Raw genomic sequence first — 17,599 nt, forward strand, 5'->3', positions numbered from 1 at the left:
TTCCCACATGCGGGCGGAAGGCGCTCGCCGTACCTGACAGGAGTTGGCAGGTATGGGGCCGACGATGGGGCCCATGACGACGAACACGACGGATGTGACGAAGTCCACGGTGACGCGGGCCACGCTGATCGCGGTGACCATCGACTGCGCCGACCCGCGGCGGCTCGCGGAGTTCTACGCCACCGTCCTCGGCTACGAGATCACATACGCCGCGGACGAGTACGCGGCGATCGGCGACGGCACGCACACGATCTACTTCGCCCGGGTGCCCGAGCGCCGGCCCGCGGAGTGGCCGGGTCCGGGCAAGCAGTTCCACCTTGACCTGCGGGTTCCCGACGTGGCCAAGGCCGTCGCCGACTACCTCGCGCTCGGCGCGGCCAAGCCCGAGTTCCAGCCCGGCGGGGACGACTGGACGGTCCTCGCCGACCCCGAGGGGCACCTGTTCTGCGTGTGCCCGCAGCGCTCCTGACCGCCGGAATTCACACGTGAGGGTCACGATGCGGTCGTGACTCCGCCGTTCCATGCAGATGGGGCGGGCCAAGCCCGTAAGCTTGCCCCATGACCCGATCGACGTCCCTTTATGCGTTCCTGCCCGCATTCCTCGCCCGCGAGGGATGCCGATGACGTGGTTGGGGGTCTCGATCGCGCTCCTCGGGGCCTTGGGATACGCGCTCGGCGCGGCGCTGCAGCAGTACGAGGCGGTCGCCGACGGCGCGACGCTCAAGCTGGTACGGCGGCCCCGCTGGTGGATCGGCGGCGCCATCGGTTTCGCCGGGGCCGCGCTGCACGCGGTCGCGCTGAGCTTCGCCCCATTGATAGTGGTCCAGCCGGTCAGCGTCACCACGCTGGTGTTCGCGGTACCGGTCGCCGCCTGGTTGTACGGACGCCGCCCGCACCGCCTGGAGATCGTCGGATCGATCGCGGTGACCCTCGGGCTGCTCGGCCTGGTGCTGATCGTGCCGACGAGCAACGTCCCGCCGGTGCTGAGTGACCGCGAGGCGGTGGGCTTCCTGGCGACCGTGGCGCTGGTCGTGGTCGCCTGTCACCTCCTCGCCCGGCGGCTCACCGGCGCGGCGAAGGCGATGGCGCTCGCGGTCGCGGCGGGGGCGGTCACCGCGTCGGTGTCCACGTTCGTGCGGGTCGTGGGCGGTGGCATGCACGGGGATCTGAGCCGCCTGCTGCACTGGTTCACCGTCGCCATCCCGCTGCTGCTGGTCTGGGCGGTGGTGCTGCTGCAGAAGTCGTACGCCGTGGGCTACTTCGGCGTCGCGTACGCGGTGGTCCAGGTCGTCGACCCGATCGTCTCGGTGCTCGCCGGGGTGCTGCTGCTCGGCGAGCCCGTGCCGACCGGCATCGGCAACGTCATCCCGGCGAGCATCGCCGCGGGCATCCTCATCGCCGGAACCGTGATGCTCGGCCGGATGGCGCCGGACCGGATCACCCGGGATCGGTCGGCGACGCCCCCGGTGCCCGTCGGCGTTCCCTGACAGGCCCCTTCTCGCCGGGCCCCGCTCCCGCTTCGGGACGGGGCCCGGCGCGTTTTCCGGCGCGAGTCCTCAGGCCGCCCGCCCGGCCGTCTCCCCGACCGGGGGTTGCCAGGTGAAGACCTCGTCGAACCGCCGGACCGCGGAGTCCGGGGCGAGCCGCCCGGCGAGCGACAGGGCGAGGTCGCGGACCGCGATCGCGACCGGGTTGGCCCAGGTGGAGACCCGGCCGATGGAGCGGGACCGGCGGGCGATCGCGGTGGTCCGGGGGAGCCGGGCGGCCGTGTACTCGGCCAGGTCGCCGGAGGTGGCCGCGACGTGGGCGAGCACCACGGCGTCCTCGATCGCCTGGCAGGCGCCCTGGCCCAGGTGCGGGGTCATCGCGTGCGCGGCGTCGCCGAGCAGCGCGACCCGGCCGGCGTGGTAGGCGGGCAGCGGAGTGTCGAGGCAGCACAGGTCGGTGCGGATCACGGTCTCCGGGGTGGCGGACGCGATCAGCCGCGGGATCGGGTCGGGCCAGCCGGCGAACCGCCGGGCGAGCTCGGCCCGCTCGTCGGGCGCGGTGGCGCCGGCCGGGGCCGGGGCGGTGGCGTAGCAGTACATCCGGTCGTCGGTGAGACCGGCGGCGCCGAAGACGAGGCCGCGGCCCCACACCTCGCCGTACGGGCAGGGCCCCGGCGGGCGGGGGACCACGATGCGCCAGCTCGTGTGGCCGGTGTAGACCGGGCCGGGGTGGCCGGGGAAGAGCTGCGCGCGGATCGCCGAGTTGATGCCGTCGGCGGCGACCACGAGGTCGGCGTCGAGGTCGCCCGCGTCGGTCTCCACCCGGCCGGTCGCCGGATCGGCCCGCCGTACCGCGGTGCCGAGGCGCAGCGCGTCCGGGGCGAGCCGGTCCGCGAGCAGGCCGACGAGCTCGGCCCGCATGAGCATGACGATCGGCCGGCCGTACCGCTCGATGATCGCCTCGGCCTTCGAGCGGTGCAGCCACCGGCCGTCGGACCGGCGGATCCCGGCGTCGCCCTGCATCACCGACCGGTCGCGCACCGCGGCGCCGACGCCGAGGGTCTCGAGCGCGGCGAGCGCGTTCGGGGCGATGGCGACCGCGGAGCCCACCGGCTCGAGCCGTGGGGCCCGCTCGCAGACCGTCACCTTCCAGCCGCGCCGCTCCAGCGCGACCGCCGCCGTGAGGCCGCCGATCCCGGCCCCGATCACCACCGCACGTTTCATGATCATCTCCTTTACTACATCTGTAGTGTACTACATGTGTAGTCTAGGCCCGTGCTTTCCTCAAGGGCGCAGCTGGTGGCGGACACGGCCCTGGCGCTGGTCGCCGAACGCGGCATGCGCGGCCTCACCCACCGGGCCGTGGACGAGGCGGCCGGGCTGCCGCCCGGCTCCACCTCGAACGTCGCCCGTACCCGCGCGGCCCTCCTCGAACTCGTCGTCGCCCGCTTCGTCGAGCTGGAGATGGGCCGATGGGCCGGGCTGGCCGAGCGGGCGGAGGCGGCCGACCTGACCGACCCCGACGTGCTCGCCGACCTGATCGCCGAGTTCGTGCACGGGCTGATCACCATGGGACGGGTGGCCACCATCGCCCGGTACGAGCTCGCGCTCGAGGCCACCCGCCGCCCCGAGCTGCGCCGGGTCTACGACGAGGCGGGCCGCCAGTACCGCTCCGCCGCCATCGCCCTGCTCACCGCCGCCGGGTCCGCCGACCCGGTACGGCACGGCCACCAGCTCGTGGCCTTCCTCGACGGCCTGATCTTCGACGCGACCGCCGGCGCGGGCCCGGTCTTCGGGCGTGACGAGCTGCGCGCCGTGGTGCGCGAGGCGCTCGCCGGCATGCTCTCCCGCTGACCGGCCCGCTCGCCGGGCCGTACCGGTGGGCCGCCTTCCGGCACATACCGGACGGTCGGTATGCTCGGGTGAGCTTCTGAGCCAGGGGAGCGTGATGGGGCACAAGCAGCCTGCCGGGCCGCCGGGACTCGACCTCGCCCGCCTGGGCCCGTACCTGGAGGAGGCGGGCATCGCGACCGGCCCGCTCGCCGCCGAGGTGATCCAGGGCGGCATGTCGAACCTCACCTACCTGGTGCGCGACGCGGCCGGGAACCGGTTCGTGGTGCGCCGCCCGCCGCTCGGCCACGTGCTCGCCACCGCGCACGACATGGGCCGCGAGTACCGGGTGATGACCGCGCTCGCGGGCTCGGGCGTGCCGGTGCCGCGCACCTACGCGCTGTGCCGGGACGAGGCGGTGATCGGCGCCCCGTTCTACGTCATGGAGTACGTGCCCGGCACGGTGCTGCACGGCGGCGCGCCGCAGTTCGCCCGCCCGGACCGGCCGGAGCGCGACGAGCGGGTGGTCCGCCTGCTGCTCGAGCTGACCGACGTGCTCGCGCTGCTGCACCGGATCGACCCGGCGGAGGTCGGGCTCGCCGACTTCGGCCGCCCGGAGGGGTACCTGGAGCGGCAGGTGCGCCGGTGGAAGCGGCAGCTCGACGCCTCGCGCAGCCGCGAGCTGCCCGGCATCGACCTGCTGCACGAGCGGCTCGCCGCGACCGTGCCGCACCCCGGCGGGCCGGGGTCGATCGTGCACGGCGACTTCAAGCTCGGCAACGCGGTGATCGGCCCGGACGACCGGATCGGCGCGGTGCTCGACTGGGAGATGGCCACCCTCGGCGACCCGCTCACCGACCTCGCGCTGTTCCTCATCTACAGCGAGGCCGAGGGGTACGGCGACGGGCTCGCCGAGCGGTACGCGGAGGCCACCGGGCGCGAGCCGTACCGGCTCGGCTGGTACGTCGGCCTCGCCTGCTTCAAGCTCGCCGTGATCTCCGAGGGCATCCACTACCGGCACAGCCGGGGGCTCACCGTCGGCGCGGGCTTCGACACGATCGGCGACCAGGTCCTCCCGCTGGTGGAGCGGGGGCTGCGGGCGCTGAAGGAGGAGTGATGGACTTCACCTACGACGAGGTCACCGAGCGGCTGCGGGAGCGGCTGCTCGCCTTCATGGACGAGTGCGTCTACCCGGCCGAGGAGGAGTTCGAGGCCCAGGCGGCCGAGTCGGGGTGGCGGCCGCCGCCGGTGCTGGAGAAGCTCAAGGCCGAGGCGCGCCGCCGCGGCCTGTGGAACCTGTTCCTGCCCGGCGAGTACGGCGCGGGCCTGACCAACCTGCAGTACGCCCCGCTCGCCGAGATCATGGGCCGCAGCCCGCGGATCGCCCCGGCCGCCACGAACTGCGCCGCGCCGGACACCGGCAACATGGAGGTGCTCGCCATGTTCGGCACCCCCGAGCAGCGGCGCGCCTGGCTGGAGCCGCTGCTGCGCGGCGAGATCCGCTCGGCGTTCGCGATGACCGAGCCGGACGTGGCCTCCTCGGACGCCACCAACATCGCCACCCGGATCGAGCGCGACGGCGACGAGTACGTGATCAACGGCCGCAAGTGGTTCATCTCCGGGGCGATGAACCCGGACTGCCGGATCTTCATCGTGATGGGCAAGACCGACCCGGACGCCCCCAAGCACCGGCAGCAGAGCATGGTGCTCGTGCCCCGCGACACCCCCGGGCTGACGGTACGGCGGAGCATGCACGTGTTCGGCTACACCGACGCCGACCACGGCGGCCACGCCGAGCTGATCTTCGAGAATGTGCGGGTGCCGGCGAGCAACCTGATCGGCGAGGAGGGCGGCGGCTTCGCGATCGCCCAGGCGCGGCTCGGCCCCGGCCGCATCCACCACTGCATGCGGCTGATCGGCATGGCCGAGCGCGCGCTCGAGCTCATGTGCCGGCGGGCCTGGTCCCGTACCGCGTTCGGCGCGCCGCTCGCCCACCAGGGGGTGATCCAGGACTGGATCGCCGAGGCGAGGGTGACCATCGAGCAGCTGCGGCTGCTCGTGCTGAAGACCGCCTGGCTCATGGACACGGTGGGCAACAAGGGCGCGCACACCGAGATCCAGGCGATCAAGGTGGCCGTGCCGAAGGCCGTGCAGGAGATCGTCGACCGGGCGATCCAGGTGCACGGCGGCGGCGGGGTGAGCCAGGACTTCCCGCTCGCCGCGCTCTGGGCGGCGGCGCGCACGCTGCGGCTCGCGGACGGGCCGGACGAGGTGCACAAGCGCTCGCTCGCCTGGCGGGAGCTGAAGCGGTACCAGGGGTGACGGGCCGGCGGGGCCGCTACGGGCGCAGCGCGGCGAGCAGCAGGTCGGCGAAGTAGCGGCCCACGTCCCGGCCGGAGAGCGGGCCCTCCGGGTTGTACCAGATGCCGAGGTGGTGGACCGAGCCGAAGAAGAAGTCGACCACCATCTCGGCGGGTACCGCGTCGCTGAACACGCCACTGCGCTGGCCCTCGAGCACGAGGTCGCGGAAGCGTTCGTGGTAGCGGCGCCGGTCGGCCCGCACCGCCTTCTGGATCTCGGGGGCGAGCTGGTGCATCGACCGGAAGAAGATCTTGGAGTCGTCGAGGTTCTCGATCGTGGTCACCACGACGTCCATCGCGGCGGCGTGCAGGCGCTCGGCGACCGGCGCGTCCGAGTCGGCGAACCGGTTGAGGCGCTCCATCTGCATGCGGAGCACCCGCGCGTAGATCTCCTGCAGCAGGTCGTCCTTGGACGTGAAGTAGTGGTACATCGCGCCCTTGGTGACGCCCGCCGCGTCGACGATCTCCTGCACCGAGGTGCCCTCGAAGCCCCGCTCGGCGAACAGCCGCGTCGCCGCGCTGAGCAGGCGCTGCCGTACCGGCTCCTCGGAGGTGGAGCTGCGGGCTGCGTTACGCGCCATCGGGTTCTCCTCCTTGCCCCCCGGTCAAGGATACCGACTGGTCGGTTGGAACGTTGGCGCATATCTACAACCGACGGCCCGTCCGCAACCGAAAATTCGGTCGTCCGGGGAGTTGTTTTATCACCGATACTGGCTCACATTGATGTCCGGGGTGTGTCCGCCCCGTCTCACGTGTGAGCCCTAGGCGAGGGGGGCCCAAAGCCGTGGCCGGTGGTTCCATCTATGTGTCGCAGGACGAGAAGTACAGCGGCACCGACCAGATCGTTTACGAGAACCTTTGGGCTCAGGGGCGCGAGGCGCGGCTGAAACGGCGGGGCGTCATCGCCGTGATCGGCCTGATCATCGGCGTCGTGCTCGCCATCAGGTTCTCCCTCAACTCGTTCGTCATGGCCGTGCTCGGCGCGATCGTCGCGGCCGGCGCCGACTTCTACCTCGCCTGGCGCGCCCACGAGTCCACCGCGGTGTGGCGGGGCAAGCGCCGGGGCGACGTCATCACCGGGCGCATCCTGCGCCGCACGCTGCGCCGCCGCGGCTACCACGTGCTCGACGGCCGCTCCATCCCGGGCAAGGCCTCGGTCGACCACCTGGTGATCGGCCCCGGCGGCATGTGGGTGATCGACAACGAGGCGTGGGCGCCCGACACCGACATCGCCCGGTACGGCTCGCGCCTGTTCCTCGGCGAGCGCACCGGCACGAAGGTGGCCCAGGAGCTCATCCAGGTGGCGAACGAGCTCGCCGAGCTGCTCGGCCGGGAGACCGGCATCACCGTCGAGGCCAAGCCGTTGCTCGCCGTACACGGGGGGAAGATCACCGCCGGGGAGCACGTGCGCGGCGTCGTGGTCGCCGAGGGGATCACCGTGCTCTACCCGCGGCGCATCCCGCGCTGGATCCTCTCCCACCCGACCGGCGAGCTCACCGACGAGCAGGTCGATCTCCTCTCCCGCACCGCGGCCCGCATCCTGCGCCGCGCCTGACCGGCCCCGCTCGGCGAGCCCCGGCCGCGTGCGTACGGCGTGGCCGGGCCGCCGCGTCGCGCCGTTCCATGCCGCTCCGCCCAGGGCCGAAGCGGTACCGGGTGATGTGGCGTGGCTCACGCGGGAGCGGCGCGGGCGATGACGCCCGCCACCGGGGCGGGCGGGGAGGGGCACCGGCGTCCGGGCAGGTCACCGGGCGGGTGTGCCCGCGTGCGCCACGGCGCGTGTTCCGCTCCGCCCACAGGAATCCCAGGCGTACCGAATGAGGTTCTGGTCCGGGCGGGCCGCGTCTGGTTCGAAGCACTCTGCCGGATGCGCTACGCTTTCTCTCGTTCGCGCCGCTAGCTCAACTGGCAGAGCAGCTGACTCTTAATCAGCGGGTTCGGGGTTCGAGTCCCTGGCGGCGCACTCGAACAACGCAGGACGGGCACCCTCCACGCGGAGGGTGCCCGTTCGGCGTTCCGGCCGCGTGACGCCCGCCGTACCGGCCACCGGGACCGGGCGGATCAGTCGAGCAGGCCCGCGTCGTGCACGAGGATCGCGGCCTGCACCCGGTTGCTGAGCGCGAGCTTGGCGAGCACCCGGCTCATGTGCGCCTTCACCGTCGACTCGCTCATGTACAGCCGGTGGGCGATCTCCGCGTTGCTCAGCCCGTGCGCCGCCGCGATCACCACCTCCCGCTCCCGCGCGGTGAGCGCCTCCAGGCGCCTGCGCGCGGCCGCCGCCCGCGCCGAGCCGTGCGAGGTGAATTCCTCGATCAGCCGCTTGGTGACGCTGGGGGAGAGCATGGCGTTGCCCTCGACCACCGTGCGCACCGCCTGGATCAGGTCCTTCGGCGGGGTGTCCTTGAGCAGGAACCCGACCGCGCCGTGGCGCAGCGCGGTGTGCACGTACTCGTCCAGCTCGAACGTGGTGAGCATGACGATCTTCGGCGGGTCGGGCAGGCCGGCGATGCGCTCGGTCGCGGTCAGCCCGTCCACGCCGGGCATGCGGATGTCCATGAGCACCGCGTCCGGCCGGTGCCGGATGGCCTGCTCGACCGCCTCGCCGCCGTCGGCCGCCTCGGCGACCACCTCGATGTCCCCCGCGGACTCGAGGATCATCCGCAACCCCTGGCGAACGAGCTGCTCGTCGTCGACCAGCAGCACGCGAATCACGGAGAACCTCCGGCCCGGACATCCGACTTTCGTGGGGGGTCGATCGTAGACGATCGGCCGATCCCGCCGCCCCCGCTCCGCCGAACCATCGTAGTGACCTGCAGTTCGGCCGATAGGAGGGACGATGACAGGCCTGCCGGCTCCCGGCGGGGTGGCCGCGGCGGCGTGCGAACTCACCAAGGTGTACGGCGAGGCGGCCACGCGGGTGGTCGCGCTCGACGCGGTGTCGGTCACGATCCCGGCCGGCCGCTTCACCGTCGTCATGGGGCCGTCCGGTTCCGGCAAGTCCACCCTGCTGCACTGCATGGCCGCGCTGGAGCGGCCGACGTCCGGGCGGGTGCTGATCGACGGGACCGACGTGTGGGCGCTCGGCGAGCGCGAGCGCACCCGGCTGCGCCGGGACCGCCTCGGGTTCGTGTTCCAGGCGTTCAACCTGGTGCCGACGCTGAGCGCGCGGGAGAACATCCTGCTCCCGGCGCTGCTCGCCCGCCGCCGGGTGGACCCCGGCTGGCTCGACCGGGTGGTGGACACGGTACGGCTCGGCGACCGGCTGGAGCACCGCCCGAGCGAGCTGTCCGGCGGCGAGCAGCAGCGGGTGGCGGTCGCCCGCGCGCTGGTGACCCGCCCGGCGGTGATCTTCGCCGACGAGCCCACCGGCAACCTCGACTCCCGCACCGGCGCGGGCGTGCTCGCGCTGCTGCGGGACGTCGCCGGGCAGGGCGAGGCCGCCGTGGTGATGGTCACCCACGATCCCGGGGCCGCCTCCTACGGCGACCAGGTGGTGTTCCTCGCCGACGGCCGCATCCGGGACGTGCTGCCGGAGCCGACCGTGGCCGGGGTGGTGGAGCGGCTGCGGCGGCTGGAGCTCGTGGCGGCGCGCGGGGAAGGGGGCCGGTCGTGATCCGGCTCGCCCTGGGGGAGCTGCGGGCCCGGCCGGTGCGGCTGCTCGCCACCCTGCTCGCGGTGGCGCTCGGCGTCGGGTTCGTGGTCGGCTCCCTCGTCCTCGTCGACTCGGTGCGCGCCGCCTTCGACGTCCGGTACGTCGACGGCGGGCGGAACGCGGCGGGCGTGGTGCGGCCGGTCGGCGGCCTGGGGACCCAGCGGTACGCGCGGGTGCCCGGCCGGGTGGCGAGCGCGGTGGCCGCCGCGCCGGGCGTCGCGGCGGTCGCCCCGGTCCACCGGGAGACCGTGCTGATCACCGGGCCGGGCGGGGAGCGGCTCGGCCGCCGGGACGGCGGGTCCCGCCTCGACCGGGCCGGGCTGTACCTGGGCAACTGGATCGAGGACGCGCGGCTGCGCGACCAGACGCTGCGCTCCGGCCGCCCGCCCGTGACCGCCACCGAGGCGGTCGTGCACCGGCACACCGCGGAGGCGTACGGCCTCGCGGCCGGGGACCGGGTGCGGCTCGTGCTGCCCGCCGCCGCGTTCGAGGTGACGATCACCGGCGTGTTCGACTACGGCGACGCCGACCCCGCGCCGCACGCCCCGCTGTTCACGCCCGGCGTGCTCGTCCCCACGCGGGCCGCCGCCGCGCGGCTCGGCGACCCCGTCGAGCTGCGCGTGGCCGCCGTGCCCGGCGTGCCCGCCGAGCGGCTGCACCGCGCGGTGGCGCAGGCGATCGGCGACGGCGACCACGAGATCGTCCCGGCCGAGAAGGCCGCCCGGGACACCTTCGAGCTGATCTGGCGGATGAACCTGGGGCCGCTCGCGACCGGCATGCTCGTGTTCTCCGGCATCACGGTGCTCGCGGCCGGGCTGATCGTGTTCACCACGTTCGCGGTGACCGTGGCGCGGCGCACCCGCCGGTACGCGCTGCTGCGCCTGCTCGGCGCGGGCCGCGGCCAGGTGGCGGTCGTGGTCCTCGCCGAGGCGTCGGCCATCGGGCTCGCCGGCGGCGCCGCCGGGGTGCTGCTCGGGTACGGCGTGGCCGAGGGGCTGCGGGCGCTGTTCGCCGTGGCCGGCGTCGACCTCGTCCTCGGGCCGGGGGACCCGACCGTGCTGAGCCCGGGCGGCGCGCTCATCGGCCTGGCCACCGGGGTGGTCGCCACCGTGTTCGCCGCGCTCCCGGCCGCGGTGCGCGCCGGGCGGGTGCCGCCGATGCAGGCGCTGCGCGAGGCCGACCGGCCGCCGCGGGCCGCCGCCGGGCGCCGGGCGGCCCGGGCCGGGCTCGCCTTACTGGCCGCCGGGGCCGTGGCGCTCGCGGTGGCGCCGCTCGGCGGGCAGGACGACGGGGACGCCACCGGCCGGTTGGTGCCGCTGTCCGTGGGCGCGCTCGCGGCCTTCGCCGGGACGGCGCTGCTCGCGCCGCGCTGCACCGGGCCGGTCGCGCGCCTGATCGGCGCGCCCGCCGCCGCGCTGCGCGGGCTGCCCGCGCGGCTCGCCCAGGGCAACGCCGCCCGCAACCCCGGCCGGACCGCGCTCACCGCGACCGCGCTGGTTCTCGGGGTGGGGCTGGTCGGCTTCACGCTGGTGGTCACCGCGAGCCTGGAGGCCACCCAGCGGGCGCGGATCCGGGAGATCACCTTCACCGACTACTGGGTGCGGCCGGACGGGCTGTCGAGCTTCCCGCCGGAGGCCACCCGGGCGGTCGCCGCGGTCGACGGGGTGAAGGTGGTCAGCGCGGTACGGCCCGCCCAGGTCAGGGTGGCCGGGGCGGCGCTCACGCCGCTCGCCGTACAGCCGCGGACCCTGATGCGGGTCATGGACGTGCCCGTGGTCTACGGCGACTTCGCCGCGCTCGCCGCGGACGGCGGCACCGGGCGGCCCCTCGTCGCGCTCGGGGAACGGCTCGCCCGCACCCTCGGCGTCGGGGTCGGCGACGGCCTGGCGGTGACGTTCGTCGGCGGCGGGCCGGCGGCCGGGGACGCGCAGGCCCGCGTGGTCGCGATCTACGACCCCGAGCGCCTCCCCGAGGGCTTCCAGGCGGAGATGATGCTCTCGCGGGAGCGGGCCGCCGCGGTGCAGCCGCTCCAGGGCGACACGAGCACGTTCATCGAGCTCGACGACGGGGTGGGCGTCGCGGAGATCCGGCCCGCGCTCGAGGCGGCGCTGCGTGGGTACCCGGTGCTGCTGCAGGACGCCGCGGAGGCGCGCGCGGCGATGGCCGGCCGGGTCGGGAGCGTGCTCGCCCTCGGGCTGGGGCTGCTGCTGCTCACCGTGGTGATCGCGGTCCTCGGCGTCGCCAACACCCTGGCGCTGTCGGTCATCGAACGCACCCGCGAGCTCGGCCTGCTCCGCGCCGTGGGCATGAGCCGCGCGCAGGCCCGCTCGATGATCCGCTGGGAGGCGGTGATCGTCACCACGCTCGGCGTCCTGCTCGGCGTCGTCCTCGGTACGGCGTTCGCCTGGCTGACCGCCCGCGCGGTGCCGCGCGAGATCGAGGTGCTGTCCGTCCCGGTCGGGTGGCTGGCGGTCACCGTGGTCGTCGGCGCCCTCGCGGCCGTGCTCGCCGCGACCGGCCCGGCCCGACGCGCCGCCCGCGTGGACGTCCTCCGCGCGATCGCCCGGGGGTGACGGCGGCCGGTCCGGATCGTGAGGCCGGTGGCGCGGTGCACGCCGGCCTCACTCGCAGGGGATGGTGGCGTGGACCTCGTAGCCGCCGTCCGGCCGGGGGCGCGCGTCGAAGGTGCCGCCCAGCAGCCGGATGCGTTCCCGCAGGCCGTGGTGGCCGAGGCCGGATCCGGCGGTGCCGAGGACGGTGTCGGGTGCGCGCTCCGGGGCGGCGTTGCGGACGGTCACCTCAAGCGCGTCAGGAGCGTGGCGGAGCCGTACCGTGGTCGGCGCGCCCGGGGCGTGCTTGTGCACGTTGGTCAGGGCCTCCTGTACCAGGCGGAAGGCCGCGCGCTCCACGGCCGCCGGAAGGCCGCGCCGCTCGCCCTCGATCTCGAGGGTGACGGGCAGGCCGGCCTCGTGCGACCGCCGTACCAGCCGGTCGAGCGCGTCGATGCCCGGCTGGGGCTCGACGGCCGCGGTCTGGCCCTCCTCGCGCAGCACCCGCAGCACCTGGCGCAGCTCGGTGAGGGCCTCCCGTCCGATCTCGCGGATGGTCCCGGCCATGCGCGCGGCCGCCTCGTCGGCGAGGGTGCTCTCCAGCGCCCCGGCGTGCACCACCATGAGGCTCACCCGGTGGGCGACCACGTCGTGCATCTCCCGCGCGATCCGGGCGCGCTCCTGGGCCCTGGCCCGCTCGGCGAGGGCGGCCTGCTCGCGTTCCAGCCGCTCGGCGCGCTCCCGCAGCGTCGCCACCAGGGCCCGGCGGGCGCCCACCCACAGGCCGAGCAGCACCGGGGTCCCGGCCACCAGCACGGTGAGCAGCAGGGCGTAGCCGGCCGAGACCCGCTCGGCGAGCAGCCGCCCGAACACCAGCAGCGCGAGCGCACCGGCGAAGGCCGCGAGCCATCGGGTACGGCGCGCCCCGGCCGGCCCGGCCTCCGGCCCGGCGGCGGGCAGGCCGGCGGACAGCGTGTACGCGGCGACCGCGAGGCCCCACGGCGCGGTCATGACCAGCCAGGCCCCCGTCCCGGCCACGAGCAGCGGATACGGCGTGAGCCGCCGGATCAGCACGGGCAGCGCCACCACGGCGGCCACCACGGTCTGCACGGGCGGGCCCGGCCCGCCGAACGCCCCGAACTCCGGCATCCCACCGCCGCCCTGGTCCGCGGTGAGGATGAACACGATCAGCGCGAGGACGGCGTCCGCGAGCAGCAGCATCCCCCCGCGAACCGCCCCTGCCGCCACCAGGACCCGCGACATGCCCTCAGCCTACGGGCGGCCCGCCCGGCGCGAGCCGTACCGGAACCGGGGCCGGTCAGAACTCCCAGACGTCGGTGGCCGGCCCGTGCCCGTGCCAGGTGCAGAACACCGAGGAGCCGTGGTCGCCCTTCATCAGGTCGACCCGGATCCAGCCGACGTTGCCGCTCACCCGCGCCTCGTAGCCCGCGGCGGGGGTGGCCGACAGCAGGCGGCACTCGCCGTTCTCGATCGCGAAGGAGACCTGGCCGCCCTTGACGTTCACCACCTTGACCTCGGACGACGGCTCGGGGCCGGGCGGCCGCCGGATGGCGGGCGGGGTGGACCTGGTGGCGGTGGCGCGCGGGCTCGCCGAGGTGCGCGTGGGGGCGGGCCTGCGGGTCGCCGCCGGGCGGGTGGCCGTGGGCGTCAGGACCGAGGGGGGCGAGGTGGTGGCGGCGGGCCGGGTCGTGGCGGGCGGCTGGGACGGGGTGGCGCGTCTCGGGCGGGCGGCGGGGGTCGCGGCCGGGGAGGTGGCCGTGGGCGGCGCGGCCACCGCGGCCGGGGTGGGGGGACGGCCGGTGCGGGCCTCGGCCACGGGCAGGCTCGGGTACGGCGCGTCGATGACCTCGGCGCGGAGCACGTCGCGTACCCCGAACCAGGCCAGGCAGATCGACAGGGCGGTCGCGCCGCACCAGATCGCCAGATATCCCACCACCCGTCGCATGCGCTGAATTATCGGATCTTTCGCGATCTCGTGCCCTACCGTTGGGTCACATGGCGACGGTGCTCGTGGTCGAGGACGACGAGTTCGTCCGCGCGGAGCTCATCCAGGCGCTCGCCGGACGGCACGCGGTACGCAGCGCGGGGCGGGCGCTCGACGCGCTCCGCGAGATCACCCGGAACCCGCCGGACGTGGTCGTGCTCGACCTCGGGCTGCCCGACCTCGACGGCGCCGAGGCGCTGAAGATGATGCGCGGCGTCTCCGACGTGCCGGTGATCGTGGCCACGGCGCGGGACGACGAGGCCGAGATCGTCCGGCTGCTGCGCGCCGGGGCCGACGACTACCTGGTCAAGCCGTTCTCCGGCGAGCACCTCGAGGCCCGGCTGGAGGCGGTGCTGCGCCGTACCCGGAAGGCCGCGGCCCCGCCCGCGGTGCTGCGGGTGGGCGGGCTCGAGGTGGACCTCAACCGGCGGGAGGCCACGCTCGACGGGGTGCCGCTCTCGCTCACCCGCCGGGAGTTCGACCTGCTCGCCTACCTCGCCGCCCGGGCGGACCGGGTGGTGTCGCGGCGCGAGCTGCGCACCGAGGTGTGGCGCCAGGCGTACGGCGAGGACCAGACGATCGACGTGCACCTGTCCTGGCTGCGGCGGAAGCTGGGGGAGACCGCCGCCGCCCCCCGCTACCTGCACACCGTGCGGGGCGTCGGGGTGATGCTGTCGGCGCCGCGGGACTGAACGGCCGGCGATGCGACGCTCGCTCGTGCTGCTCGCGGTCGCGTGTACCGCGATGGTGACGCTCGCGTTCCTCGTGCCGCTCGGCATGGTGGTGCGCGAGGCGGCCCGGGCGCGGGCGATCGCCGACGGGGAGCGGCAGGCCGCCGCGCTCGTGCCCGTGCTCGCGATCACCACCGAGCCGGAGCGGCTGGAACACGCCCTGGCGAGCATCGGCGCGCAGGGGCGGGTCGCGATCCACCTGCCGGACGGCGACACGCTCGGCACCCCGCGGGCCTCGGCGGACCTGCTCGCCGCGGCCGCCCGGCGCAACCGGGCGATCACCACGGAGCTCGGCGAGGGGCGGCTGCTGCTGCGGCCCGTCGTGCTCGACGGCGGGCGGAGCGCGGTGATCGAGGTGTACGTGCCGCCGGAGGCGCTCACCCGCGGCGTGGGCCGGTCGTGGGCGGTGCTCGCGCTGCTCGCCGTGGTGCTGGTGATCGGCTCGGTGCTCGTCACCGACCGGCTCGGCACGCGGCTGGTGCGCGCGACCCGGCGGCTCGGCCGCGCGGCCACCGAGCTCGGCGCGGGAGACCTCGGCGTACGGGTGGAGCCGGACGGGCCGCCCGAGCTGGTGGCGGCCGGCCGGGCGTTCAACGCGATGGCCGACCGGGTGGTGGAGCTGCTCGCCGCCGAACGCGAGCTCGTCGCCGACCTGTCGCACCGGCTGCGCACGCCGCTCACCGCGCTGCGCCTCAGCCTGGGCCGCCTCGGCCCGGAGGCCGAGCCGAGCCGGCAGGCCCTCGACCGGCTCGAACACGAGGTGGACGCGATCATCACCGCGGCCCGGGCCCGCAACACCGCCTCGCCGTACTCCTCGGGCAGGCGGCCTGCGGCCGGCCGGGCGGGTGATCCGTCCGTGGGTACGGCGGAGCGGGCGGAGGCGGCGGGCCCGCCTGCGGGCGGCGGTGCGTCCGGCTGGTGCGACGCGGCCCAGGTGCTGCGGGAACGGCTGGAGTTCTGGTCGGCGCTCGCCGAGGACCAGGGGCGGCCGTGGGACCTCGTCGGCGCGGCCTCGCCCGTGTTCGTTCCGGTGCCCGCGACCGAGCTCACCGCGGTCGTGGACGCGCTGCTCGGCAACGTGTTCCGGCACACCGCGGAGGGCACGGCGTTCACGGTGACCCTGCACGAGGGCGCCGAGGCCGTGGGCATCCTCGTCGCCGACGCGGGCCCCGGCATCCGGGACCCGGAGACCGCGCTGCGCCGCGGGGCGAGCGGCGCCGGGTCCACCGGCCTCGGCCTCGACATCGCCCGCCGCCTCGCCGAGTCCACCGGCGGCACGCTGAAGATCGACCGCTCGCCCGTGCTCGGCGGCGCCTCCGTCCAGCTCTGGCTCCGCACCGCCCCGCAGTCCACGTCCCCACGCCGGTTGCGCCGCCGCGTCCGCTCGTAGGCCCGTCGGCAGGGGCCTCCGACCCGGGGAGCGGCCGTTCGGGCGTGCTCGGGGCGGTTCCGCGGGCCGGGCTCCCTGCCGCGTCCCGGGTCGGGACGTCCGGTATCGGTTGCGCCGCCGCGTCCGCTCGCAGGCCGCTCGGCGCGGACTTTACGGACGGGCCGTTTCCGGGGCCGGGTCCGCGCCGGTGCCGTGCCGGCCGAGCCGTCGCGCACGGTTCGGCCGGCACGGCGGAGCGGTGCGTGACCGGTGTCGCCGCCGGTCACCGAGGTTCGGCCTTGATCCGCGATCATGCTCTCAAAGGGCACCTAACAGCGCCTTAACGGCGGCTTAAGAGCAGGATTTCGGTGCGCGCGGCGGGCCAGTCTGTGGGACATGCAAACCACCGGTAATGCCCGCCGTACGGCTTCCATCGCCGCCGTGGTCGCGGCCTCCACCGTGCTTCCGCTGGTGCCGCTCGTGCTCGCCGAGCCGGCGTTCGCGCACGGGACGATGCAGAATCCCCCGAGCCGTGCGCTCGTCTGCCGCAACGAGAACCCGGAGAGCCCGAAGTCCGACGCCTGCAAGCAGGCCGTCGCGCTGGGCGGCACCCAGCCCCTCTACGACTGGAACGAGGTCAACATCCCCGACGCGGCCGGGCGGCACCGGGAGATCATCCCCGACGGCAAGCTGTGCAGCGCGGGGCGGGACAAGTACCGCGGGCTCGACCAGGCCCGTGCGGACTGGCCCGCGACCCCGCTGACGGCGGGCGCCCAGTTCACCTTCACCTACCGGGCGACCGCCCCGCACCGGGGCTCGTTCGAGCTGTACGTCACCAAGGACGGCTACGACCCGACCAAGCCGCTGCGCTGGTCCGACCTGGAGAGCGCGCCGTTCGTCACGGTCACCGATCCGCCGCTGGTGGACGGCGCCTACACGATCTCCGCCCGGCTGCCGAACAAGAGCGGGCGGCACCTGATCTACGCGATCTGGCAGCGCAGCGACAGCCCCGAGGCGTTCTACTCGTGCTCGGATGTGATCTTCAACGGCGGCTCCGCCGGTTCGGGCGCCCCCGCCACGGCCCCGAGCGCGCCGGCCACCGCCCCGAGCTCGGCGCCGAGCACGGCGCCCACCTCGGGCACGACTCCGCCGCCGACCACGGTGCCCAAGCCGGACCACGACCATCCGCTGCCCAGTCCCACTCCCACCCCCACCTCCGGTAAGGGCACCGGCGACGCGATGAGCCGGATCACGACCGGCATCGGCGTGCACCCGGCGCAGGTGACCCGCGGGCAGCCGGTCACGGTGTCCGCCGTGTGCTCCGGCAGCCGGGTCCGGTCGGTCGCCTCCACCGCGTTCCGGCGTAGCGTCGCCACGGCCCCCGCCCGTGCCACCAGCTGGTACCCGACCTTCACCGTCGCCGACACCGCCCGGACCGGCCGCCACGTCGTCCAGGTCCGCTGCGCGGACGGCGGCGTGGCGAAGGCCGTCTTCACGGTCACCGGGTCCCGGTCCGCGCGCTGAGTGGCGCGATCCGCCGCGGCGTGAACGTCCCGTCACGCCGGGCGTGATCTTCCGGGGTGTGGTCCGCCGGCATCCCGGGCCACACCCCGGAA

Annotated in this window: 16 protein-coding genes and 1 tRNA gene; 12 read left to right on the forward strand and 5 right to left on the reverse strand. The window is 75.0% G+C overall.

The window, feature by feature from the left end; all coding sequences use genetic code 11:
• Positions 1–73 precede the first annotated feature (73 nt).
• Complete coding sequence (locus FHX40_RS03850) at positions 74–469, forward strand: VOC family protein (RefSeq protein ID WP_142258333.1); 396 nt, start codon at positions 74–76, stop codon at positions 467–469.
• Between the two features lie 151 nt (positions 470–620).
• Positions 621–1,487: a DMT family transporter gene (locus tag FHX40_RS03855; protein ID WP_142258334.1), complete on the forward strand. Its 867-nt coding sequence runs from the start codon at positions 621–623 to the stop codon at positions 1,485–1,487.
• A 69-nt stretch (positions 1,488–1,556) separates the two neighbouring features.
• Here the strand turns inward: FHX40_RS03855 and FHX40_RS03860 are convergent, their stop codons facing one another.
• Positions 1,557–2,711: an FAD-dependent oxidoreductase gene (locus FHX40_RS03860; protein ID WP_142258335.1), complete on the reverse strand. Its 1,155-nt coding sequence runs from the start codon at positions 2,709–2,711 to the stop codon at positions 1,557–1,559.
• A 51-nt stretch (positions 2,712–2,762) separates the two neighbouring features.
• Between FHX40_RS03860 and FHX40_RS03865 the strand changes: the two genes are divergently transcribed.
• The 3 genes from FHX40_RS03865 (at position 2,763) to FHX40_RS03875 (ending at position 5,639) form a co-directional block, all read left to right on the forward strand.
• On the forward strand, positions 2,763–3,341 hold the full coding sequence (locus FHX40_RS03865) for a TetR/AcrR family transcriptional regulator (protein WP_211350152.1): 579 nt from the start codon (positions 2,763–2,765) through the stop codon (positions 3,339–3,341).
• Between the two features lie 94 nt (positions 3,342–3,435).
• Positions 3,436–4,434 carry a phosphotransferase family protein gene (locus tag FHX40_RS03870; RefSeq protein WP_142258336.1) on the forward strand — a complete coding sequence of 333 codons (999 nt, stop codon included), beginning with the start codon at positions 3,436–3,438 and terminating at the stop codon, positions 4,432–4,434.
• The gene (locus FHX40_RS03875; RefSeq protein ID WP_142258337.1) at positions 4,434–5,639 is read left to right on the forward strand and encodes an acyl-CoA dehydrogenase family protein; all 1,206 of its coding nucleotides are present in this window, start codon (positions 4,434–4,436) and stop codon (positions 5,637–5,639) included. The genes FHX40_RS03870 and FHX40_RS03875 overlap by 1 nt, the downstream gene beginning before the upstream one ends.
• A gap of 16 nt (positions 5,640–5,655) precedes the next feature.
• On the opposite strand, the gene FHX40_RS03880 is transcribed toward FHX40_RS03875, so the two are convergent.
• The gene (locus FHX40_RS03880; protein WP_142258338.1) at positions 5,656–6,258 is read right to left on the reverse strand and encodes a TetR/AcrR family transcriptional regulator; all 603 of its coding nucleotides are present in this window, start codon (positions 6,256–6,258) and stop codon (positions 5,656–5,658) included.
• 203 nt (positions 6,259–6,461) lie between these two features.
• Between FHX40_RS03880 and FHX40_RS03885 the strand changes: the two genes are divergently transcribed.
• Both FHX40_RS03885 and FHX40_RS03890 read left to right on the forward strand, forming a co-directional pair.
• A complete protein-coding gene (locus tag FHX40_RS03885; RefSeq protein WP_142258339.1) occupies positions 6,462–7,232 on the forward strand; it encodes an NERD domain-containing protein in 771 nt (256 codons plus the stop codon).
• Between the two features lie 335 nt (positions 7,233–7,567).
• Positions 7,568–7,640, forward strand: a tRNA-Lys gene (locus FHX40_RS03890).
• Between the two features lie 98 nt (positions 7,641–7,738).
• On the opposite strand, the gene FHX40_RS03895 is transcribed toward FHX40_RS03890, so the two are convergent.
• Positions 7,739–8,389, reverse strand: coding sequence for a response regulator transcription factor (locus tag FHX40_RS03895; RefSeq protein WP_142258340.1), 651 nt, complete (start codon positions 8,387–8,389; stop codon positions 7,739–7,741).
• A gap of 124 nt (positions 8,390–8,513) precedes the next feature.
• Between FHX40_RS03895 and FHX40_RS03900 the strand changes: the two genes are divergently transcribed.
• Entirely contained in the window at positions 8,514–9,290 is a 777-nt protein-coding gene (locus FHX40_RS03900) for an ABC transporter ATP-binding protein (RefSeq protein ID WP_142258341.1), read from the forward strand.
• Positions 9,287–11,902 carry an FtsX-like permease family protein gene (locus FHX40_RS03905; RefSeq protein WP_142258342.1) on the forward strand — a complete coding sequence of 872 codons (2,616 nt, stop codon included), beginning with the start codon at positions 9,287–9,289 and terminating at the stop codon, positions 11,900–11,902. The genes FHX40_RS03900 and FHX40_RS03905 overlap by 4 nt, the downstream gene beginning before the upstream one ends.
• 48 nt (positions 11,903–11,950) lie before the next feature.
• On the opposite strand, the gene FHX40_RS03910 is transcribed toward FHX40_RS03905, so the two are convergent.
• Both FHX40_RS03910 and FHX40_RS03915 read right to left on the reverse strand, forming a co-directional pair.
• The gene (locus FHX40_RS03910) at positions 11,951–13,141 is read right to left on the reverse strand and encodes a sensor histidine kinase (RefSeq protein WP_142258343.1); all 1,191 of its coding nucleotides are present in this window, start codon (positions 13,139–13,141) and stop codon (positions 11,951–11,953) included.
• 55 nt (positions 13,142–13,196) lie between these two features.
• Positions 13,197–13,844 carry a hypothetical protein gene (locus FHX40_RS03915; protein WP_142258344.1) on the reverse strand — a complete coding sequence of 216 codons (648 nt, stop codon included), beginning with the start codon at positions 13,842–13,844 and terminating at the stop codon, positions 13,197–13,199.
• A gap of 50 nt (positions 13,845–13,894) precedes the next feature.
• On the opposite strand from FHX40_RS03915, the gene FHX40_RS03920 reads away from it, so the two are divergent.
• The 3 genes from FHX40_RS03920 (at position 13,895) to FHX40_RS26000 (ending at position 17,507) form a co-directional block, all read left to right on the forward strand.
• Entirely contained in the window at positions 13,895–14,575 is a 681-nt protein-coding gene (locus FHX40_RS03920) for a response regulator transcription factor (protein ID WP_142258345.1), read from the forward strand.
• 10 nt (positions 14,576–14,585) lie between these two features.
• Positions 14,586–16,004 carry a HAMP domain-containing sensor histidine kinase gene (locus FHX40_RS03925; protein WP_142258346.1) on the forward strand — a complete coding sequence of 473 codons (1,419 nt, stop codon included), beginning with the start codon at positions 14,586–14,588 and terminating at the stop codon, positions 16,002–16,004.
• 375 nt (positions 16,005–16,379) lie between these two features.
• The gene (locus FHX40_RS26000; protein WP_142258347.1) at positions 16,380–17,507 is read left to right on the forward strand and encodes a lytic polysaccharide monooxygenase auxiliary activity family 9 protein; all 1,128 of its coding nucleotides are present in this window, start codon (positions 16,380–16,382) and stop codon (positions 17,505–17,507) included.
• The last annotated feature ends 92 nt before the right edge of the window (positions 17,508–17,599 follow it).

This window comes from Thermopolyspora flexuosa (assembly GCF_006716785.1).
Lineage (GTDB): Bacteria > Actinomycetota > Actinomycetes > Streptosporangiales > Streptosporangiaceae > Thermopolyspora > Thermopolyspora flexuosa.

What these genes read in the sequence shown, in the direction of transcription:
- FHX40_RS03850 (WP_142258333.1), top strand. Translation starts at nt 74, where the DNA reads ATGACGACGAACACGACGGATGTGACGAAGTCCACGGTGACGCGGGCC.
- FHX40_RS03855 (WP_142258334.1), top strand. Translation starts at nt 621, where the DNA reads ATGACGTGGTTGGGGGTCTCGATCGCGCTCCTCGGGGCCTTGGGATAC.
- FHX40_RS03860 (WP_142258335.1), bottom strand. Translation starts at nt 2,711, where the DNA reads ATGAAACGTGCGGTGGTGATCGGGGCCGGGATCGGCGGCCTCACGGCG.
- FHX40_RS03870 (WP_142258336.1), top strand. Translation starts at nt 3,436, where the DNA reads ATGGGGCACAAGCAGCCTGCCGGGCCGCCGGGACTCGACCTCGCCCGC.
- FHX40_RS03875 (WP_142258337.1), top strand. Translation starts at nt 4,434, where the DNA reads ATGGACTTCACCTACGACGAGGTCACCGAGCGGCTGCGGGAGCGGCTG.
- FHX40_RS03880 (WP_142258338.1), bottom strand. Translation starts at nt 6,258, where the DNA reads ATGGCGCGTAACGCAGCCCGCAGCTCCACCTCCGAGGAGCCGGTACGG.
- FHX40_RS03900 (WP_142258341.1), top strand. Translation starts at nt 8,514, where the DNA reads ATGACAGGCCTGCCGGCTCCCGGCGGGGTGGCCGCGGCGGCGTGCGAA.
- FHX40_RS03910 (WP_142258343.1), bottom strand. Translation starts at nt 13,141, where the DNA reads ATGTCGCGGGTCCTGGTGGCGGCAGGGGCGGTTCGCGGGGGGATGCTG.
- FHX40_RS03915 (WP_142258344.1), bottom strand. Translation starts at nt 13,844, where the DNA reads ATGCGACGGGTGGTGGGATATCTGGCGATCTGGTGCGGCGCGACCGCC.
- FHX40_RS03920 (WP_142258345.1), top strand. Translation starts at nt 13,895, where the DNA reads ATGGCGACGGTGCTCGTGGTCGAGGACGACGAGTTCGTCCGCGCGGAG.
- FHX40_RS03925 (WP_142258346.1), top strand. Translation starts at nt 14,586, where the DNA reads ATGCGACGCTCGCTCGTGCTGCTCGCGGTCGCGTGTACCGCGATGGTG.
- FHX40_RS26000 (WP_142258347.1), top strand. Translation starts at nt 16,380, where the DNA reads ATGCAAACCACCGGTAATGCCCGCCGTACGGCTTCCATCGCCGCCGTG.